This is a genomic window from Glycomyces sp. NRRL B-16210, assembly GCF_000719515.1.
Lineage (GTDB): Bacteria > Actinomycetota > Actinomycetes > Mycobacteriales > Micromonosporaceae > Glycomyces.
The window spans coordinates 43,545-58,920 of the sequence record NZ_JOGR01000011.1; the positions used below are offsets into that span (position 1 = coordinate 43,545).

13 protein-coding genes and 1 riboswitch are annotated in these 15,376 nt (G+C 71.8%); of the genes, 12 read left to right on the forward strand and 1 reads right to left on the reverse strand.

Annotation, left to right across the window (positions count from 1 at the left end; all coding sequences use genetic code 11):
* Positions 1-86 precede the first annotated feature (86 nt).
* Positions 87-2,690, forward strand: a complete 2,604-nt coding sequence (locus IF12_RS0116670; protein WP_081913685.1) for a S8 family serine peptidase — start codon at positions 87-89, stop codon at positions 2,688-2,690.
* Positions 2,691-3,110: 420 nt separating this feature from the next.
* On the opposite strand, the gene IF12_RS0116675 is transcribed toward IF12_RS0116670, so the two are convergent.
* A complete protein-coding gene (locus IF12_RS0116675) occupies positions 3,111-3,845 on the reverse strand; it encodes an SDR family NAD(P)-dependent oxidoreductase (RefSeq protein WP_030160370.1) in 735 nt (244 codons plus the stop codon).
* 118 nt (positions 3,846-3,963) lie between these two features.
* A riboswitch (cobalamin riboswitch) is annotated at positions 3,964-4,185 on the forward strand.
* A gap of 40 nt (positions 4,186-4,225) precedes the next feature.
* Between IF12_RS0116675 and metE the strand changes: the two genes are divergently transcribed.
* From metE to IF12_RS0116730, 11 genes are all read left to right on the forward strand, one after another.
* Positions 4,226-6,490, forward strand: coding sequence for a 5-methyltetrahydropteroyltriglutamate--homocysteine S-methyltransferase (gene metE / locus IF12_RS0116680; RefSeq protein WP_030160372.1), 2,265 nt, complete (start codon positions 4,226-4,228; stop codon positions 6,488-6,490).
* A 140-nt stretch (positions 6,491-6,630) separates the two neighbouring features.
* Positions 6,631-7,842, forward strand: a complete 1,212-nt coding sequence (gene alr / locus IF12_RS0116685; RefSeq protein WP_166659639.1) for an alanine racemase — start codon at positions 6,631-6,633, stop codon at positions 7,840-7,842.
* Positions 7,843-8,024: 182 nt separating this feature from the next.
* A complete protein-coding gene (locus IF12_RS0116690; protein ID WP_051704512.1) occupies positions 8,025-9,215 on the forward strand; it encodes an alpha/beta fold hydrolase in 1,191 nt (396 codons plus the stop codon).
* 86 nt (positions 9,216-9,301) lie between these two features.
* On the forward strand, positions 9,302-9,793 hold the full coding sequence (gene tsaE, locus IF12_RS0116695; RefSeq protein ID WP_030160378.1) for a tRNA (adenosine(37)-N6)-threonylcarbamoyltransferase complex ATPase subunit type 1 TsaE: 492 nt from the start codon (positions 9,302-9,304) through the stop codon (positions 9,791-9,793).
* Positions 9,790-10,449, forward strand: a complete 660-nt coding sequence (tsaB, locus tag IF12_RS0116700; protein ID WP_030160380.1) for a tRNA (adenosine(37)-N6)-threonylcarbamoyltransferase complex dimerization subunit type 1 TsaB — start codon at positions 9,790-9,792, stop codon at positions 10,447-10,449. Before tsaE ends, tsaB begins: the two co-directional genes overlap by 4 nt.
* 31 nt (positions 10,450-10,480) lie before the next feature.
* Positions 10,481-10,945 carry a ribosomal protein S18-alanine N-acetyltransferase gene (rimI, locus tag IF12_RS0116705; protein ID WP_030160383.1) on the forward strand — a complete coding sequence of 155 codons (465 nt, stop codon included), beginning with the start codon at positions 10,481-10,483 and terminating at the stop codon, positions 10,943-10,945.
* Between the two features lie 35 nt (positions 10,946-10,980).
* A complete protein-coding gene (gene tsaD / locus IF12_RS0116710) occupies positions 10,981-12,018 on the forward strand; it encodes a tRNA (adenosine(37)-N6)-threonylcarbamoyltransferase complex transferase subunit TsaD (RefSeq protein ID WP_030160385.1) in 1,038 nt (345 codons plus the stop codon).
* A gap of 77 nt (positions 12,019-12,095) precedes the next feature.
* Positions 12,096-12,326, forward strand: a complete 231-nt coding sequence (locus tag IF12_RS0116715; RefSeq protein WP_030160386.1) for a DUF4287 domain-containing protein — start codon at positions 12,096-12,098, stop codon at positions 12,324-12,326.
* Positions 12,327-12,555: 229 nt separating this feature from the next.
* Entirely contained in the window at positions 12,556-13,206 is a 651-nt protein-coding gene (locus IF12_RS0116720; RefSeq protein ID WP_030160388.1) for a hypothetical protein, read from the forward strand.
* Positions 13,207-13,261: 55 nt separating this feature from the next.
* Positions 13,262-14,140, forward strand: a complete 879-nt coding sequence (locus tag IF12_RS0116725) for an N-acyl homoserine lactonase family protein (protein WP_030160390.1) — start codon at positions 13,262-13,264, stop codon at positions 14,138-14,140.
* 580 nt (positions 14,141-14,720) lie between these two features.
* Positions 14,721-15,374, forward strand: a complete 654-nt coding sequence (locus IF12_RS0116730; RefSeq protein ID WP_030160392.1) for a GPP34 family phosphoprotein — start codon at positions 14,721-14,723, stop codon at positions 15,372-15,374.
* Positions 15,375-15,376: the final 2 nt, after the last annotated feature.

Genomic DNA, 15,376 nt, shown 5'->3' on the forward strand with positions numbered 1-15,376 from the left:
CCACGATCGAGGTCCTGCCATAGCCGCCGGCCAGGGCCGCTCGGCCACTCGCGCGACCCCGGCCGGCACGAGCCGAAGGGACCCCGATGCCGGCCTTCTGCGCGCTCCCGCGCCCCAATCCGAACCGCCGAGCCGCGCCGACCGCCGACAGCGCCGCCGCGCGGCGACCTCGGCCCGGCCGCGAGCGATGGCGGCCCGCCGCCTGGCTCGCCGCCGCGCTGGCGCTGCCGCTCCTCGCCTCCTCCTCCCCTGCCGCCCAGGCGAATCCTGACGACGGGCCCACGCAGGTCTGGCTGGTCGAACTCGTGGACGGCGCGGGCGTTTCGGGACTCAACGCGGCGGGTCACGATCTCGACTTCACCGTCCGGCACGATTTCGCGCGCGTCTGGACCGGCGTCTCGGTCGAGGCCGACCCGGCCACGGCCCGCCGGATCGAACGCCTCGACCTGGTCGAGCGGGTCTGGTCCGACGTGGTCTTCACCGGCCCCGTGCGGGTCGGCGCGGACCCGGGCGCCCCACTGGAGTCAGGCGGTGTCCCGGAATCGCAGCCTGAGCTGGCCCAGGCGATCGCGACGACCCGCGCCTCTGGCGCGCACGACCGCGGGATCACCGGCGAGGGCGTCAAGGTCGGGGTCATCGACACTGGCATCGACTACACCCACCCCGACCTCGGCGGGTGCTTCGGGCCCGGCTGCCGCGTCGTGGCCGGCACCGATTTCGTCGGCGACGAGTTCGACTCCGACGACCCCGATCACGCCGAACCCGTCCCCGACGAGGACCCAACGGACTGCGGCGGGCACGGCACGCACGTCGCCGGGATCGTCGGCGCCAGTGGCGAGGTCACCGGGGTCGCCCCCGACGTGACCTTCGGCGCCTACAAGGTCTTCGGCTGCGAGGGCTCGACCAGCGCCGAGGTGATCTTGCAGGCCCTGGAGGCCGCGCTGGACGACGGCATGGACATCGTGAACCTCTCGCTCGGCCAGTCGTTCCAGTGGCCCGGCTACCCGACGGCGAAGGCCGCCGACCGGCTCACCGAGGAAGGCGTCGTCGTCGTGGCGTCGATGGGCAACGACGGCGAAGCCGGGGTCTTCTCCGGCTCGGCCCCCGGCATCGGCGAGGACGTGATCGCCGTGGCCTCCACCGACAATCCGTCCCAGCGGATGGACGCCGCGTTCGTCCCGGCGCTCGACCGCCACATCGGCTACCGGGCGATCGGCGACACGGTCGAACCCGAAGCCGGCACTGTCACCGACCCGCTGGTGTGGTTCGGCCGGGCCTGCGCCGACGACCCCGCCGAAGGGGACATCGAAGGCAAGGCGGCCTTGATCGTCCGCGGCACCTGCACGTTCAAGGAGAAGTACGAGCGGGCCGTCGAGGAGGGCGCCACGGCGGTCGTGGTCTACAACGACCGGTCGGGGCCGTTCGGCGGGGCCGGGGTCGACGACCTCGGGGTCCCGATGGTCGGCGTGACCGACGCCGACGGCGAGGACCTGCGCGACCTGGCCGCGATCGGCAGGGAGACGGTCCTGGAGTTCGGCGGCCGCACGGTCCTGGTCGAGCTGCCGCGCGGCGGGTTCGCCTCCTCGTTCACCGCCTACGGCCCCGCCCCCGACCTGGCGTTCAAACCGGACCTGACCGCGCCCGGCGGCGGGATCTGGTCGACGGTGCCGGTGGCGGACGGCTCGTACGAGTCGCTGTCGGGCACGTCGATGTCCTCCCCGCATGTCGCGGGGGCGGCCGCGCTCCTGCTCCAGGCCGAGCCGAGGCTGGGTCCCGGCGAGGTCCGCACCCGGCTCGCGAACTCCGCAAAGCCGGTCGCGTGGGGCGACAACCCCGACCTCGGCGAGTCCGAAGCGGCCCACCGGCAGGGCACGGGCGTCATCGACGTCCTGGCCGCGCTCGACGCCCGGGCGAGCCTGCAACCCACGGGCGTCAACGTCGGCGACGGCACGGGCCCGCGCACGTTCGCGCTGACCCTGACCTCGCACGACACCACCACGCGCGTGTACGACCTGACCCACAGGGCCACGATCGCCACCACCGGGGACGTGCGCGACCCGGGCTTCCACGCGGCCGAGCCCGCGGTGACGTTCGAGCCGCAGCAGCTCAGGCTCTACCCGGGCCAGTCGGCGACCGTGCAGGTCACCGTCGAGCCCAGCGGTGAACTCCCCGAAGGCAGCGTCTTCGGCGGGCACATCAGCGCGACCCCCGCGGGCGGCGGGGAGCCGCTGACGGCCGCGTACTCCGGCTACCAGGGCGACTACCTGGCGATCCCGGTGCTCGACCACCCGGAGTATCCGCGGCTCGCCGCGGTGGTGGGGCAGGACCCGGACACGCGCGAGTTCGACTACCGCGATCTGGAGCCCGGCGAGACGTTCAGCCTCGCCGACGGCCCGGACCTGGCGGCCCTGGTCTACCTCGGGCACCAGGTCGCGGCGTTGGAGGTCCGCGTTGCGAACGTGGGCACCGGCGAAGTGGTGGAGTGGGAGCGGGAGGTGTTCCTACAGCGCTCGCCCGGGCCGGACGACGCTTTGAGCATCCACTTGGCAGACCTCGCCGCCCAGCGGCCCGGGGCGCTGGCCCCGGGGGAGTGGACTCTGGAGGTGCGGGTGCTCAAGGCCCTCGGCGACGAGGCGAACCCCGAGCATTGGGAGCAGTGGACCTCGCCGGTGTTCACGCTCTCGGACTGAGGGCCCTCCGGCGTGCTGCGCGGGCGGCCGGACTGGTTGTCCGGCCGCCCGCGATTGCCGCGGAGCGAATGGTGCTGCGGGGACCACGCGCGGGTGGGTCCCGCGCGTGGTCTCGGTATGGTGACTTTCGCGAATCCCCCTCTTACAGCCACCATCCCGCAGTCTTGGATGGTTTTTTGTCTCAACCGTGACACACCTTTCGGCGAATCGGCGAGCACTATTTTCCAGCCTGTGGATAACTTCTGCATCGGTGATTTCGGTGCAGGTCGGGGGCATGTTCGTGGTGGTCTTGTTGGTGTTGACGGCTGCTACTCGGCTGTTTTTTCGGCGCATGGGACAACCGTGGCACGAGTCCGTGCGCATCGGCGAATGCGATTGTTCTTCTTGTGGATAACCGCTTTTCCACGCCGAATGCCGGCGCTATTTCCGGCGGTGGACCAGTTGCGCGCCGGCCTGGTCCCTCGGCGTGATGGTGATCTGGTCGATGTTCACATGCGCCGGGCGTGTGGCGACCCACGCGATCGTCTCGGCGATGTCCTCGGCGACCAAAGGGGTCATGCCCGCGTACACCGCGTCGGCCCGCTCCCGGTCCCCCTCGAACCGCACCAGGCTGAACTCGGTCTCGACCAGGCCCGGGTCGATCTCGCACACCCGCACCGGCTCGCCCAGCAACTCCATCCGCAGCACCCGGGTCAGCGCCGCCTCCGCGTGCTTCGCCGCGTTGTAGCCGCCCCCGCCCGGATACGGCTGGTGCCCGGCGATCGAGCCGATCACCACCACCTGCCCGTCCCCCGAGGCGACCAGGTTCGGCAGGAGCGCCTTGGTGACCCTCACCGTGCCGAGCACGTTCACGTCGTACATCCGCTGCCACAGGTCGAGGTCGGCGCCCGCGATCGAGTCGAGCCCGAGCGCTCCGCCGGCGTTGTTCACCAGGAGGTCGCAGCGTCCGACCTGCTCGGTGAAGGCGTTCACCGAGTCCTCGTCGGTGACGTCGAGCGGCAGCGCCGTCCCCCCGATCGCGGCGGCGACCTCGGCGAGCCGGTCGGTCCGGCGCGCCCCCAGCACCACGTCGAAGCCGGCCTCGGCGAGGGCTCGCGCGGCCGCGGCCCCGATCCCGCTGCTCGCTCCCGTGACGACGGCGGTCTTCCTGCTCATGGCGATTCCCCTCCGAAGCGCTGCTGCTGCCGCTCGGACCCTACTCGCCGGGCGGCCGAGCGCCCCTGCGGGTTCTCACACTCTGGCCGCGCGGCCCGCCGCGCCCGGCCGCGCCCGTACCATCGCAGGCGACGTTGGTTCCGAGGCGGTGCCTGCTCTGCTGGACACAGCCGCCTCGGCTAAGAGGGAATCTGGTGCGAATCCAGGACTGCCCCGCAGCGGTGAGAGGGAACGAAACCCGCCATGAGCACTGGACTCCGGTCTGGGAAGCGGCGAGGACTAGGGGCCGGAGACGGCGCGCCCTCGAGTCCGAATACCTGCCCGCGTACCGCGCGCGACCGCGCGCGGTCCCGTTGTCGCAAGTTCGAGGGAACTGACACATGAACACGACCACCGGCGTGCGCTCGACCGCACTCCAATCCACCGCGCTCGGGTACCCGCGCATCGGATCCAACCGCGAGCTCAAGCGCGCGCTCGAATCCCACTGGGCCGGGCGGACCGACGCCGCCGCGCTCGAGGCGGCCGCCGCGGCCGTCCGCGCCGAGATGCTCGACGACCTCTCGGTCCTCGATGCGGTCCCGACCGGCACCTTCTCGCTCTACGACCACGTGCTGGACGCGCTCGCGGCCGTCGACGCGCTCGCGCCGCGCCACCGCCGCGACAGCGACCTCGCCTCCTATTTCGCCGCCGCCCGCGGCGACGACGCGGCCGCGCCGCTGGAGATGACGAAGTGGTTCGACACCAACTACCACTACCTCGTCCCCGAGATCGGCCCCGACACCGCGTTCGCCGCCCGGCCCGCCAAGGCCGTCGCCGAGTTCCGCGAAGCGAAGGACCGCGGCCTCGACGCCCGGCCCGTGCTGCTCGGCCCGGTCTCGTTCCTGCTGCTCGCCAAGCCCGCCGAAGGCGCGCCCGAAGGCTTCGCGCCGCTCGACCGGCTTGGTGACCTCGTAGAGGTGTACGTGGACCTGCTCGCCGCGCTCGCCGAGGCCGGGGCCGGACCGGTGCAGATCGACGAGCCCGCGCTGGCCGCCGACCGCACCCCCGCCGAGCTGGAGGCGACCGCCGCCGCCTACCGGCGGCTCGCCGCCGAGACCGAGATCATCGTCGCCGGCGGCTACGGCCCGTTCGGCGAGGCGATCGGGACCCTGCTCGACGCCGGCGTCGCGGGCCTCGCCCTCGACCTGGTGCGCGGCCGCGGTGACCTCGAAACACTTGAGGCCCTGAATGTTTCACGTGAAACATTCCTGATCGCGGGCGTGATCGACGGGCGCAACATCTGGAAGGCCGACCTCGCGAAGGCCGCCGCCGACATCGCGCGGCTCCAGGCCATCACCGACCGGGTCGGGGTCGCCTCCTCCTCCACGCTCCTGCACGTCCCCGTCGACCTCGCCCCCGAGCTCCACGCCGAGCACGGCCTTCCCGAGGAGCTGACCGCGCGGCTCGCGTTCGCGCGCCAGAAGCTCCGCGAGATCGTCGCCCTCGCCGACCCCTCCGGGTCCCGTGCCACCCGGCCCGAGACCCCCGGCGCCTGGCGCGACGAGGCCGTGCGCGAACGCCTCGCCGGGCTCGGGGCGGACGCCGACCGCCGCGCCCCCTACCCCGAGCGCCGCGCGGCCCAGGCCGAGCGCGTCCCGCTCCCGCCGCTCCCGACCACGACCATCGGCTCCTTCCCGCAGACCGCCGAGCTGCGCAAGGCCCGCGCCGCCCACCGCCAGGGCCTCATGATCGAGGCCGACTACCACGCCCGTATGCGCGCCGAGGTCGTCGCGGTCATCGCCGAGCAGGAGAAGCTCGGCCTCGACGTGCTCGTCCACGGCGAGCCCGAGCGCAACGACATGGTCCAGTACTTCGCCGAGCAGCTCACCGGCTTCGCGACCACCGCCGCCGGCTGGGTCCAGTCCTACGGCTCGCGCTGCGTGCGCCCGCCGATCCTCTACGGCGACGTCGCCCGCACCGCGCCGATCACCGTCGACTGGATCGCCTACGCGCAGTCGCTCACCGAGAAGCCCGTCAAGGGGATGCTCACCGGGCCCGTGACGATCCTGGCCTGGTCCTTCGTGCGCGACGACCAGCCCTTGGCCGACACCGCCGACCAGGTGGCGCTGGCCCTGCGGGACGAGGTGGCCGACCTGGAGGCGGCCGGGACCGCGATCATCCAGGTCGACGAGCCCGCCCTGCGCGAGCTCCTGCCCGTGCGCGCCGCCAGCCGCGCGGCCTACCGCGACTGGGCCACCCGCTCCTTCCGCCTCGCCACCTCCGGCGCCCGGCCGGACACCGCGATCCACACCCACCTGTGCTACTCGGAGTTCGGCGAGGTCATCGACGCGATCGCGGCCCTCGACGCCGACGTCACCTCGATCGAGGCCTCCCGCTCGAAGATGGAGGTCCTCGCCGACCTCGACCGCGCCGAGTACCGCAGCGCCGTCGGCCCGGGCGTGTGGGACATCCACTCCCCGCGCGTGCCCGCCGCCGACGAGATGGCCGCGGCCCTGCGCCTCGCCGTCGCCGCCCTCGGGCCCGACCGCGTCTGGGCCAACCCCGACTGCGGGCTCAAGACCCGCCGCTACGAAGAGGTCCGCCCCTCGCTGGCGAACCTCGTCGAAGCGGCCGGCGCCGTGCGCGCCGAAGTCCAGCGCCCGTAGATCCCGCTCGCCGCCGCGCCCGCCGGACCGCCGCTCCCCGCACCCACGGGGCCGGCGGACCGGCGGGCGCCGACGCACCAGAAGTGCGTCGGCGCGGACGGTGACCGGCCCGCCGGGCACGTACCCTTGCACTTGTGGCGATGGACAACTACCGCATCCTGACCGACCCCGTGAACGGCGGCATGTCCGGCCTGGCCAAGGCCAGCGCGGACTGGCGACGGCTCGCGCACAACGTCGAGGCGCTGGGCGCGGTCGCGGGCGTGCCGATGATGGCGATGGTCAAGGCCGACGCGTACGGGCACGGCATGGTCCCGGCCGCGCGCGTGGCCGTCGAGGCCGGGGTCGCGGGGCTGGGCGTGGTGACGCTCCGGGAGGCCTGGCAGCTCAAGCGCCTGCCGGATCTGGCGGGGGCGCGGGTGATGGCGTTCTTCTCAGCCCCCGGTCAGGCGGGCATGGCCGAGGTGGTCGGGGCCGGGGTGGAGCTGGGGGTGTCCTCGCTCGTGCAGCTCGATTCGGTCGCGGCGGCGGCCGAGGCGGCCGGTCGGCCCGCGCGGGTGCATCTCAAGGGCGATACGGGGATGTCGCGCGGGGGCGTGCCCGAGCACGAGTGGGCGCCGTTCGCGGAGGCGGCGGCGAAGTACCAGGCGGCGGGTGCGGTCGCGGTGGTCGGGGCGTGGAGCCATCTGGCCTGCGCCGACGAGCCGGGGCATCCGGCGAACGCGTCGCAGAAGGCGGCGTTCGAGCGGTTCCTGGAGGCGGTGGCCGCGGCGGGGCTGGAGCCGGAGGTGCGGCATCTGGCGAATTCGGCGGCGTTGATCGCCGATCCGCAGACGCGGTACGACATGGTGCGTCCGGGGATCGCGCTGTATGGGTACAACCCGGTGCCGGAGTTCGCGGTGGATCTGAAGCCGGTGCTGGAGTTGCGGTCGACGGTGATGTCGGTCAAGCGGCTTCCGGCGGGTGCGGGGATCTCGTACGGGCACACGGTGCATCTGGAGCGGGACGCGAATGTGGCGCTGGTGCCGCTGGGGTACGCCGACGGGGTGCCGCGGGCGGCTTCGGGCCGGGCCGAGGTGTACCTGGCGGGGCGGCGGCGGCGGGTGCTGGGCCGGATCTGCATGGACCAGTTCGTGGTGGACTGCGGGGACGACGCGGTGAAGCCGGGTGAGCCGGTGGTGCTCATCGGTGCGGGGGAGCAGCATCCGGACGCGGACGACTGGGCGGCGTGGGCGGGGACGATTCCGAACGACGTCTTGACGGGTCTGGGGGCGCGGGTGCCGCGGCTGTGGAATCGCGGTCTGAGCGGCCTGCCGGGCGAGTCCGGGGCCGGCGACGGTGCCTCGGGCCGGTAGCGGCGTCCGCGGCTTCGTTGTGAGCGCCGTTCCTCTTCGCGAGGTCCTTTCGGGCACAATGTCCGTTGGGCGCTTCGGTGTCGCGGGCAGGGTTGTTCCAGAACGCAGTCGTCCCAAAACGCAGTCGTCCCAGAGAGCAGTTTTCCTAGAGCGCAGGTTTTCCTAGAGCACTGTGAGGCCGCATGAGTGAGAAGCGTTCCCGCCGCCTGCGCGGTCTGGCGGTCGCCGGTGGCGTGACCGGGGGCGTCGCCTTGGGGGCGGCGCTGGCGTGGGGGGTGCCGCGGTACCTGGCGCGGCGGACGCGGGCGTCCTCGGCCGATCCGTACGCGCACGAGCCGTTCGAGCTGCCGCCGCAGAGTTCGGTGCGGACGGTGCAGACGCGCGACGGGGTCGCGGTGCACGTGGAGACGGCCGGTCCGGCGGACGCGGACTTGACGGTGGTGTTCGCGCACGGGTACATGCAGGACATGGGGACGTTCTACTTCCTGCGGAAGGCGATCGTGAACGCGGGGAGGGACGTGTCGCTGCGGGCGGTGCTGTACGACCAGCCGGGGCACGGGCGTTCGGGTCCGGTGCCGCGCACCGAGTACGGGATCGACGACCTGGCCGAGGTGCTGCACGACGTGCTGGCGGCGGTGGCGCCGAGCGGTCCGCTGGTGCTGGTGGGGCATTCGATGGGCGGGATGACCATCCAGACGTACGCGCGGGTGCACGCCGAGGCGTTCCACGAGCGGGTCAAGGGCGTGGCGTTCCTGTCGAGCAGCGCGGCGGGTCTGGACACGGTGGAGACGAAGCCGATGCGGGCGCTGCGGCGGCTGCGCCGGACGGTGCTGCCGATGTTGCAGCAGGTGGCGGGGTGGACGCCGGACCTGATCGACCGGTCGCGGCTGCTGGCGGGGGACCTGGGCTGGCTGCTGACGCGGCGGGCGGCGTTCGGGCACACCGACCCTCCGGCGTCGCTGGTGAGCCTGGTGGAGGCGATGAACCGGCGGGCGTCGATCCAGAGCATCGTCGGTTACGCGCGCGCTATTCTCGATCACGACGAGACGGCGACGCTGCCGCAGTTCAAGGGGCTTCCGGCGTTGATCGTGGTCGGTGACGCGGATCTGCTGACGCCGCCGGAGCATTCGCGGCGGCTCGCGGCGGCGCTCGCGGGGTCGCGTTTCGTGCTCATTCCCGAGGCGGCCCATTCTCCGCAGCTGGAGTATCCTGGTGAAATCTCACAACTGTTGTTGGAGATGATCGACAAAGTCGCGGCTGAGATCGGCGATGACGCCGTCGCGGGCGACGCTTCGCCGCCGGAGGACGAGGGCGTTCGCGCCCGCAGGTGGACGCCGTTCTCCCGCGCCGACCGGTCGCGTCTCGAACCGTGACGGCTGCGGGACGGCATGATTTCGGCGGCTCCGCGGGCCGCGCCGAGGGCGCGGCGGCGGGCCCTACGCTCTTGGAGGAGTGAAACGTGAGGCTGACGCTCCAGACGGCCGCAGACACCCACGAGTTCGGTCTGCGCCTGGCCGCGCTGCTGCGCGCGGGCGACCTGGTGATCCTCACCGGTCCGCTCGGGGCCGGGAAGACCGCTCTTACGCAGGGGATCGGCGCCGGGCTCGGCGTCGAGGGGCGCATCACGAGCCCGACGTTCGTGATCGCCCGTTCGCACCGCGCCGGCGAGGCGGGGGTGCCGCTGGTCCATGTCGACGCCTACCGGCTCGAGCACTTGGACGAGTTGGACGACCTCGACCTGGACGCCGACGTGGAGGCGGCCGTGACGGTCGTCGAGTGGGGCGCCGGCCTGGCCGAGCGCCTCGCCGAGTCGCACCTGGAGATCGCGATCGAAAGGCGCTCGGCCGGTGATGAGGGCGGGGAGTCCCGCGAGGCGGTGCTGCACGCGCGCGGCGGCGACTGGGCCGTTCGATTGGCCTCGCTCGGGTTGCCGGTGGGTGCGGCCGCATGAGGGTCCTCGCGCTCGACACCTCCACCAGCGCCGTCCAGGCCGCACTGGTCGACCTCGACGACGACGAGCTGTTCCTGACCTCGTTCCGCCGGGAGATCGACGGGCGCGGGCACGTGGAGAAGCTCGCGCCGTTCATCGAGGGCTGCCTGGCCGATGCCGGGAAGACCGCCGGGGACGTCGAAGCGGTGGTCGCGGGGATCGGGCCGGGTCCGTTCACGGGCCTGCGCGTCGGGATGGTGACCGCGGCGGCGTTCGCCGACGGGGCGGGAATCCCGGTGTACGGGGTCTGCTCGCTCGACGGCATCGGCGGCAACACGCGGGGCCGGGCGCTGGCGGCGACCGACGCGCGGCGCAAGGAGATCTACTGGGCCGTGTACGAAGACGGCGTGCGCGAGGGCGAGCCGCAGGTGTCCAAGCCCGCGGAGCTGCCCGAGTGGGTCTCGGGCAGCGGCGGCGCCGACTACGCGATCGGCGAGGGCGCGAGCAGGTACGCCGAACAGCTCTCGGTGCCCGCCGAGACCGTGCCGGTGTACCCGGACCTGGTCAAACTCGTCGAGCTGGCCGCGCCGCGGCTGCTGTCTGGGGCGCCGAGCGAGCAGTTGACGCCGTTGTACCTGCGTCGCCCTGACGCACAGCCGGCCGCGCCTCGGGACTGATCGCCCCCGCGGCGTGCTACAGCTTGAAGCGATGAACGAGCACTTGCGGATCGACCGGCTGCGCTGGTGGCACCTGCCCGAGGTCGCGCGGATGGAGACGGCGATCTTCGGCCCCGAGGCCTGGAGCGAGGGCATCCTGTGGACCGAGCTCTCGGCCGGGAACGACTACCGGGCCGTCTTCGACGACGACACCGGCCGCGACGACGCCGCGATCGCCGGTTACATGGGGATCGCGCTGGGCGACACCGAGGCGTGGATCAACAACATCGCCGTCGACGCGGCGTACCGTCGCCGGGGGATCGCCCGGATGCTCATGGACGACGCCCTGGCGCGCTCGCGCGCCGCCGGCGCCAAGGCCGTGTACCTGGAGGTCGCGGTCGACAACGTTCCGGCGCAGCGCCTGTACGACGCCTACGGCTTCTACGGCATCGGGGTGCGCAAGAACTACTACCAGCACACCGGCACCGACGCCGCCGTGATGAGGATGGACCTTTGAAGAACGACAGCGCCCGCCTGAGCGAACCCGTGGTGATGGGGATCGAGACCTCCTGCGACGAGACCGGGGTCGGGATCGTGCGCGGCACCGAGCTCCTCGCCGACGCAGTGGCCTCCTCTGTGGACGAGCACGCCCGCTTCGGCGGCGTCGTGCCCGAAGTGGCCAGCCGCGCCCACCTCGAAGCGATGGTGCCCACCGTGCAGCGGGCCCTCGACGACGCCGACCTGACCCTCGCCGACCTCGACGGCATCGCCGTCACCGCCGGTCCCGGCCTGGCCGGGGCGCTCATGGTCGGCGTCGGCGCCGCGAAGGCCTACTCGATCGCCACCGGCGTCCCCCTCTACGGCGTCAACCACCTCAGCGCCCACATCGCCGTCGACACCTTGGAGAACGGGCCGATCCCCGAGCCCGCCATCGGCCTGCTCGTCTCCGGCGGCCACTCCTCGATCATGATGGTCGAAGACCTCGCCGGGAAGGTCACGCAACTGGGCGCGAGCATCGACGACGCCGCGGGCGAGGCCTTCGACAAGGTCGCGCGCCTCCTCGGCCTGCCCTTCCCCGGCGGCCCCTACATCGACAGGGCCGCAAAGGAGGGCGACCGCGCCTACGTGCGGTTCCCGCGCGGGCTCACCGCCGCGAAGGACATGGAGCGCCACCGCTACGACTTCTCGTTCTCGGGGCTGAAGACCGCCGTCGCCCGCTGGATCGAGGCCCGCCGGGCCGAAGGCGAGGACGTGCCGGTGAACGACGTGGCCGCCGCGTTCCAGGAGGCGGTGTGCGACGTGCTCACCCGCAAGGCGATCCTCGCCGCGAAGGAGCACGGCGTCGACACGATCCTCCTCGGCGGCGGCGTCGCCGCGAACTCGCGCCTGCGGACCCTGGCCGCCGAACGCGCCGAGGAAGCCGGCATCACCCTGCGCCACCCGAGGCCGAAGCTGTGCACCGACAACGGCGCGATGGTCGCCGCCCTCGGCTCGCACCTCGTCGCCGCCGGGGTCGCCCCCTCCCGCATCGACTTCCCCGCGAACTCCTCTATGGACATCGAAGTGGTCAGCCTCGCCGACCGCCTCTGACGAACGGCGCTCCTCCCACGCGCCACACGCGTACGATTGCGCGGCAACGACCACACGCGCAAAGGAAGGGGACCGGCATGGCCGACAAGCCCAAGGGACCGACCTCGTACTTCCCGTCGATCGAGGAGCGGTACGGCCGCCCGATCGCCGACTGGCTCAAGGACCTCGACGCGAGCGGCCTCACCGGCCACAAGGCCCTCGTGGACTGGCTCAAGTCCGAGCACGGGCTCGGGCACGGCCACGCCAACGCCCTCGTCGCCTACCGCGCCGACCCCGGCAAGTACGCCGAGTACCCCGGCGCGGCATGACGACCGGCCGAACCGCCTTCGCGCCCGCCTCCCGGCGGCGGCGAACGCGGCCCGGCAGGATTTTACCGAGTCGTTATTGCGGTGATGGGTTCGGAAATGTGGCAGAAGTGTCGAGTTTCCGACATCCCGACGCCACACGAGGATCTTCCGACCCAACGGACACAATGGTATTCACCAGTTACGGCATGTGTTGCGTTGCGCCCGAGCGGGGTACCGATACCTTGAGGCAATGTCGAAGCTGGAGAGGCAAGGACGCCCCGATTCGAAGCCCCGCCGCCGCGGCGGTGCCATTTTTTTCGGCACCGCCCTGGCGGTCCTGGCCCTCACCGCGGTGGTGGCATGGCAGTCCGAGCTCTTCGGGCTCGTGAACCGGGAACCGCAGTGGGAGGTCCTCTACACCGAGCGGAGCCTGACGCTCGAACCCACCGGCGCGAACCTCGACGGTGGCCGCGACTGCTGGTGGGAGGCGATCGACCTCGACGCCTCCGGCGAGATCAGCGTCCAGCCGTCCTTCGAGGGCGACCCCGGCGCGGGAGCCCGGACCGACCTCGCCTGGTGGTACTGCATCGACGAGGAGCTCCAGCAGCCCCAGATCCGGTTCCTCACCGGCAGGGACGCCGACGGCGTCTGGATGCGCGGCGCGGGGCTGTACACCATCGACACCTGCACCAGGAGCCTCGAAGGCGACAACTCCGAGCAGATCCTCGAAGCCCCCCTCGCCGACCTGAACGACCAGGGCGTCAGGACCGGCTCGGCCGTGTGCGTGCGCACCACCGCGGGCAACGTGGCGCGGGTGATGCTGACCGACATCAGCGTCAGCGACACCGAGGTCGACCGGCGGTTCTCCTTCCTGGTCACCCTGTGGCAGCGCACCGACTGACCCGAGCGCCGGAGGGCGGGCCGCATCGGCACGGGCCCAAGGCGATCGAGGAGCGATGACGCGGCCGCGGGCCGGGCCGATCGGCCGCGTCCGCGTCCTCAGCACCGGCACGGTCGCGATCCGTCCCGAGCAGATCGGCCCCACCCGCAAGCCGGTCCTGTGGTGGCTGCTCACCTCCACCGAGTGGACCGCGCCCAAGCCGGTCAACGTCTTCGTCGTCGAGCACCGGGAAGGCCTGGTGCTCTTCGACACCGGCCAGGACCGCGCCTCGGTCACCGACCCCGGCTACTTCCCCTCCGGCCCCGCCGGCCTGATCTACTCCCGCATCGCCAAGCCGCGCATGGACACCGGCGACACCCTCCCCGCCCGGCTCGCCGAACTCGGCCACGACACCGGCGACGTGCGGCGCGTCGTCCTCTCCCACCTCCACCACGACCACATCGGCGGCCTCCCCCACCTCGGCCACGCCCAGATCCACGCGGCCCGAGCCGAACTCGACTCCCTGGCCCGGCCCTTCCCGCGGGCCCGAGGCCTGCTGCCCGATCGCATCGACCTGCCGGGGCTGCAATGGAAACCGATCGACTTCGCGCCGATCGACGATCCAGGGGCGGCCCCGTTCACCACCGGACTCGACCTCTACGGCGACGGCTCGATCCTCCTGCTGCCCACCCCGGGCCACACCCCCGGATCGACGTCGATGCTCGTGCGCCGACCCGGTCGCCGCCCGCTCCTGATGGTCGGCGACCTCACCTTCGACGCCGCGCGCCTCGCCGCCGGGATTCCCACCGGTACCGGCGACAAGCGCCGGTCGGCCCGCACCGCCGCGAACGTGGCCGCGCTCCGGGCCCGCCTCCCCGGACTGACCGTTCTCGCCGCGCACGACCCGGACGCGGCCGCCCTCCTGGAACAGGCCGAGCAGCCCTATAGAGATTGAGGATGCCAAGCGGCCCTGAACGATGCGCCCGATCGAAAGCGGACTTTCCCGCTCCCGGAAGGACCGTCCGAGCCGAACGCCCGCTATCGCCGCGATGCCACCGGCCATCTTGGTATCTACTGTGGAGTCCCGAGGGACTCCAAACTCTTCTTGCAGTAGTCCATCCTGCACTTCGGAACGGAGACGAATTGATCATTTTCGTTGCGGGTGAGATGAAAACGCAGGTCAAGCGGGTCTTCAGGGCGCTGAAAAACCGGGCCGCACCCCAAAACGATCATGCTTTTGCAGGCCGGGGGTTGCGAAGTCCTCACCGAAACGGTTAACTGTGCGTACGAGTTCACACCACGCAATATCGTGTAATACCGCCGCAGACCGGGTCGACCCTCCCGGTGCGGCACCTTAAGGCCCTCATGGCGGCCTACGTCACACACCTCATATCGAAGCCCTTACGCCCGATGTCTGCTGATCCGATGTGAGCTGCGAAAGGCATATGAATCCACCCCGAGAAAACCCGTACGGCACCCCTGCGGGCGACGACCACAATGCCGCCAGGCCCCGCAGGGACCCCCAGGCGGCGAACATGCCGACGTTCGAACTCACCGACGAACTCGTCCTCTGCTGCCTCGACCAGGTGTCGTGGCGGCCGATCGTGCGCCCGAGGATCATCGGACTCGGCCTCGCCGCCTGCGTGATCGGCCAGCTCGTCGCCTTCGGCAAAGTGGAGCTGGTCGAGCGCAAGCTCCACCTCTCCTACGTCGCCCAGCCCCCCACCACCGTGCTCATGCTCGAAGTGTGGGAGGCGATCAAGGGCGAGTACACCCCGCAGCCGCTCAAGACCTGGCTTCAGTACCTCTCCGAGCACGGCGCCGGCACCGGCGAACTCTTCCAGCGCGTCATCGGGCGCATGGCCTCCCGGGGCCTGATCACCATCGAGCGGCAAGGAGTCCTCAACCGCCGCACCGCGTACATGCCCCTCAACCCCACCGCCGCCGCATGGCCCTACGTGCGACTCCGCCAGCGGCTCAACCGCCACGACCTCGACCTCCCCAGTGGACGCGACGCGTTCATGATCGGGCTGCTGTCGCGCATGGGTTTCGGCGACCGTTTCGTCGATGCCGCACAAGGGCGCTCGCGCCTGGACGCGGTGGTCGGAGAGCTCGATCCCCCGGTACTGGAGATCCTCGACAACCTCGACGTCCTCGTCGCCAAAGCCGCCATGACACAGCGCCCCTGAGA

Excerpts from the sequence above, each read along its gene's own strand:
- IF12_RS0116670 (WP_081913685.1), top strand. The coding sequence starts at position 87 with ATGCCGGCCTTCTGCGCGCTCCCGCGCCCCAATCCGAACCGCCGAGCC.
- IF12_RS0116675 (WP_030160370.1), bottom strand. The coding sequence starts at position 3,845 with ATGAGCAGGAAGACCGCCGTCGTCACGGGAGCGAGCAGCGGGATCGGG.
- metE (WP_030160372.1), top strand. The coding sequence starts at position 4,226 with ATGAACACGACCACCGGCGTGCGCTCGACCGCACTCCAATCCACCGCG.
- alr (WP_166659639.1), top strand. The coding sequence starts at position 6,631 with ATGGACAACTACCGCATCCTGACCGACCCCGTGAACGGCGGCATGTCC.
- IF12_RS0116690 (WP_051704512.1), top strand. The coding sequence starts at position 8,025 with ATGAGTGAGAAGCGTTCCCGCCGCCTGCGCGGTCTGGCGGTCGCCGGT.
- tsaB (WP_030160380.1), top strand. The coding sequence starts at position 9,790 with ATGAGGGTCCTCGCGCTCGACACCTCCACCAGCGCCGTCCAGGCCGCA.
- rimI (WP_030160383.1), top strand. The coding sequence starts at position 10,481 with ATGAACGAGCACTTGCGGATCGACCGGCTGCGCTGGTGGCACCTGCCC.
- tsaD (WP_030160385.1), top strand. The coding sequence starts at position 10,981 with ATGGGGATCGAGACCTCCTGCGACGAGACCGGGGTCGGGATCGTGCGC.
- IF12_RS0116715 (WP_030160386.1), top strand. The coding sequence starts at position 12,096 with ATGGCCGACAAGCCCAAGGGACCGACCTCGTACTTCCCGTCGATCGAG.
- IF12_RS0116720 (WP_030160388.1), top strand. The coding sequence starts at position 12,556 with ATGTCGAAGCTGGAGAGGCAAGGACGCCCCGATTCGAAGCCCCGCCGC.
- IF12_RS0116725 (WP_030160390.1), top strand. The coding sequence starts at position 13,262 with ATGACGCGGCCGCGGGCCGGGCCGATCGGCCGCGTCCGCGTCCTCAGC.
- IF12_RS0116730 (WP_030160392.1), top strand. The coding sequence starts at position 14,721 with ATGCCGACGTTCGAACTCACCGACGAACTCGTCCTCTGCTGCCTCGAC.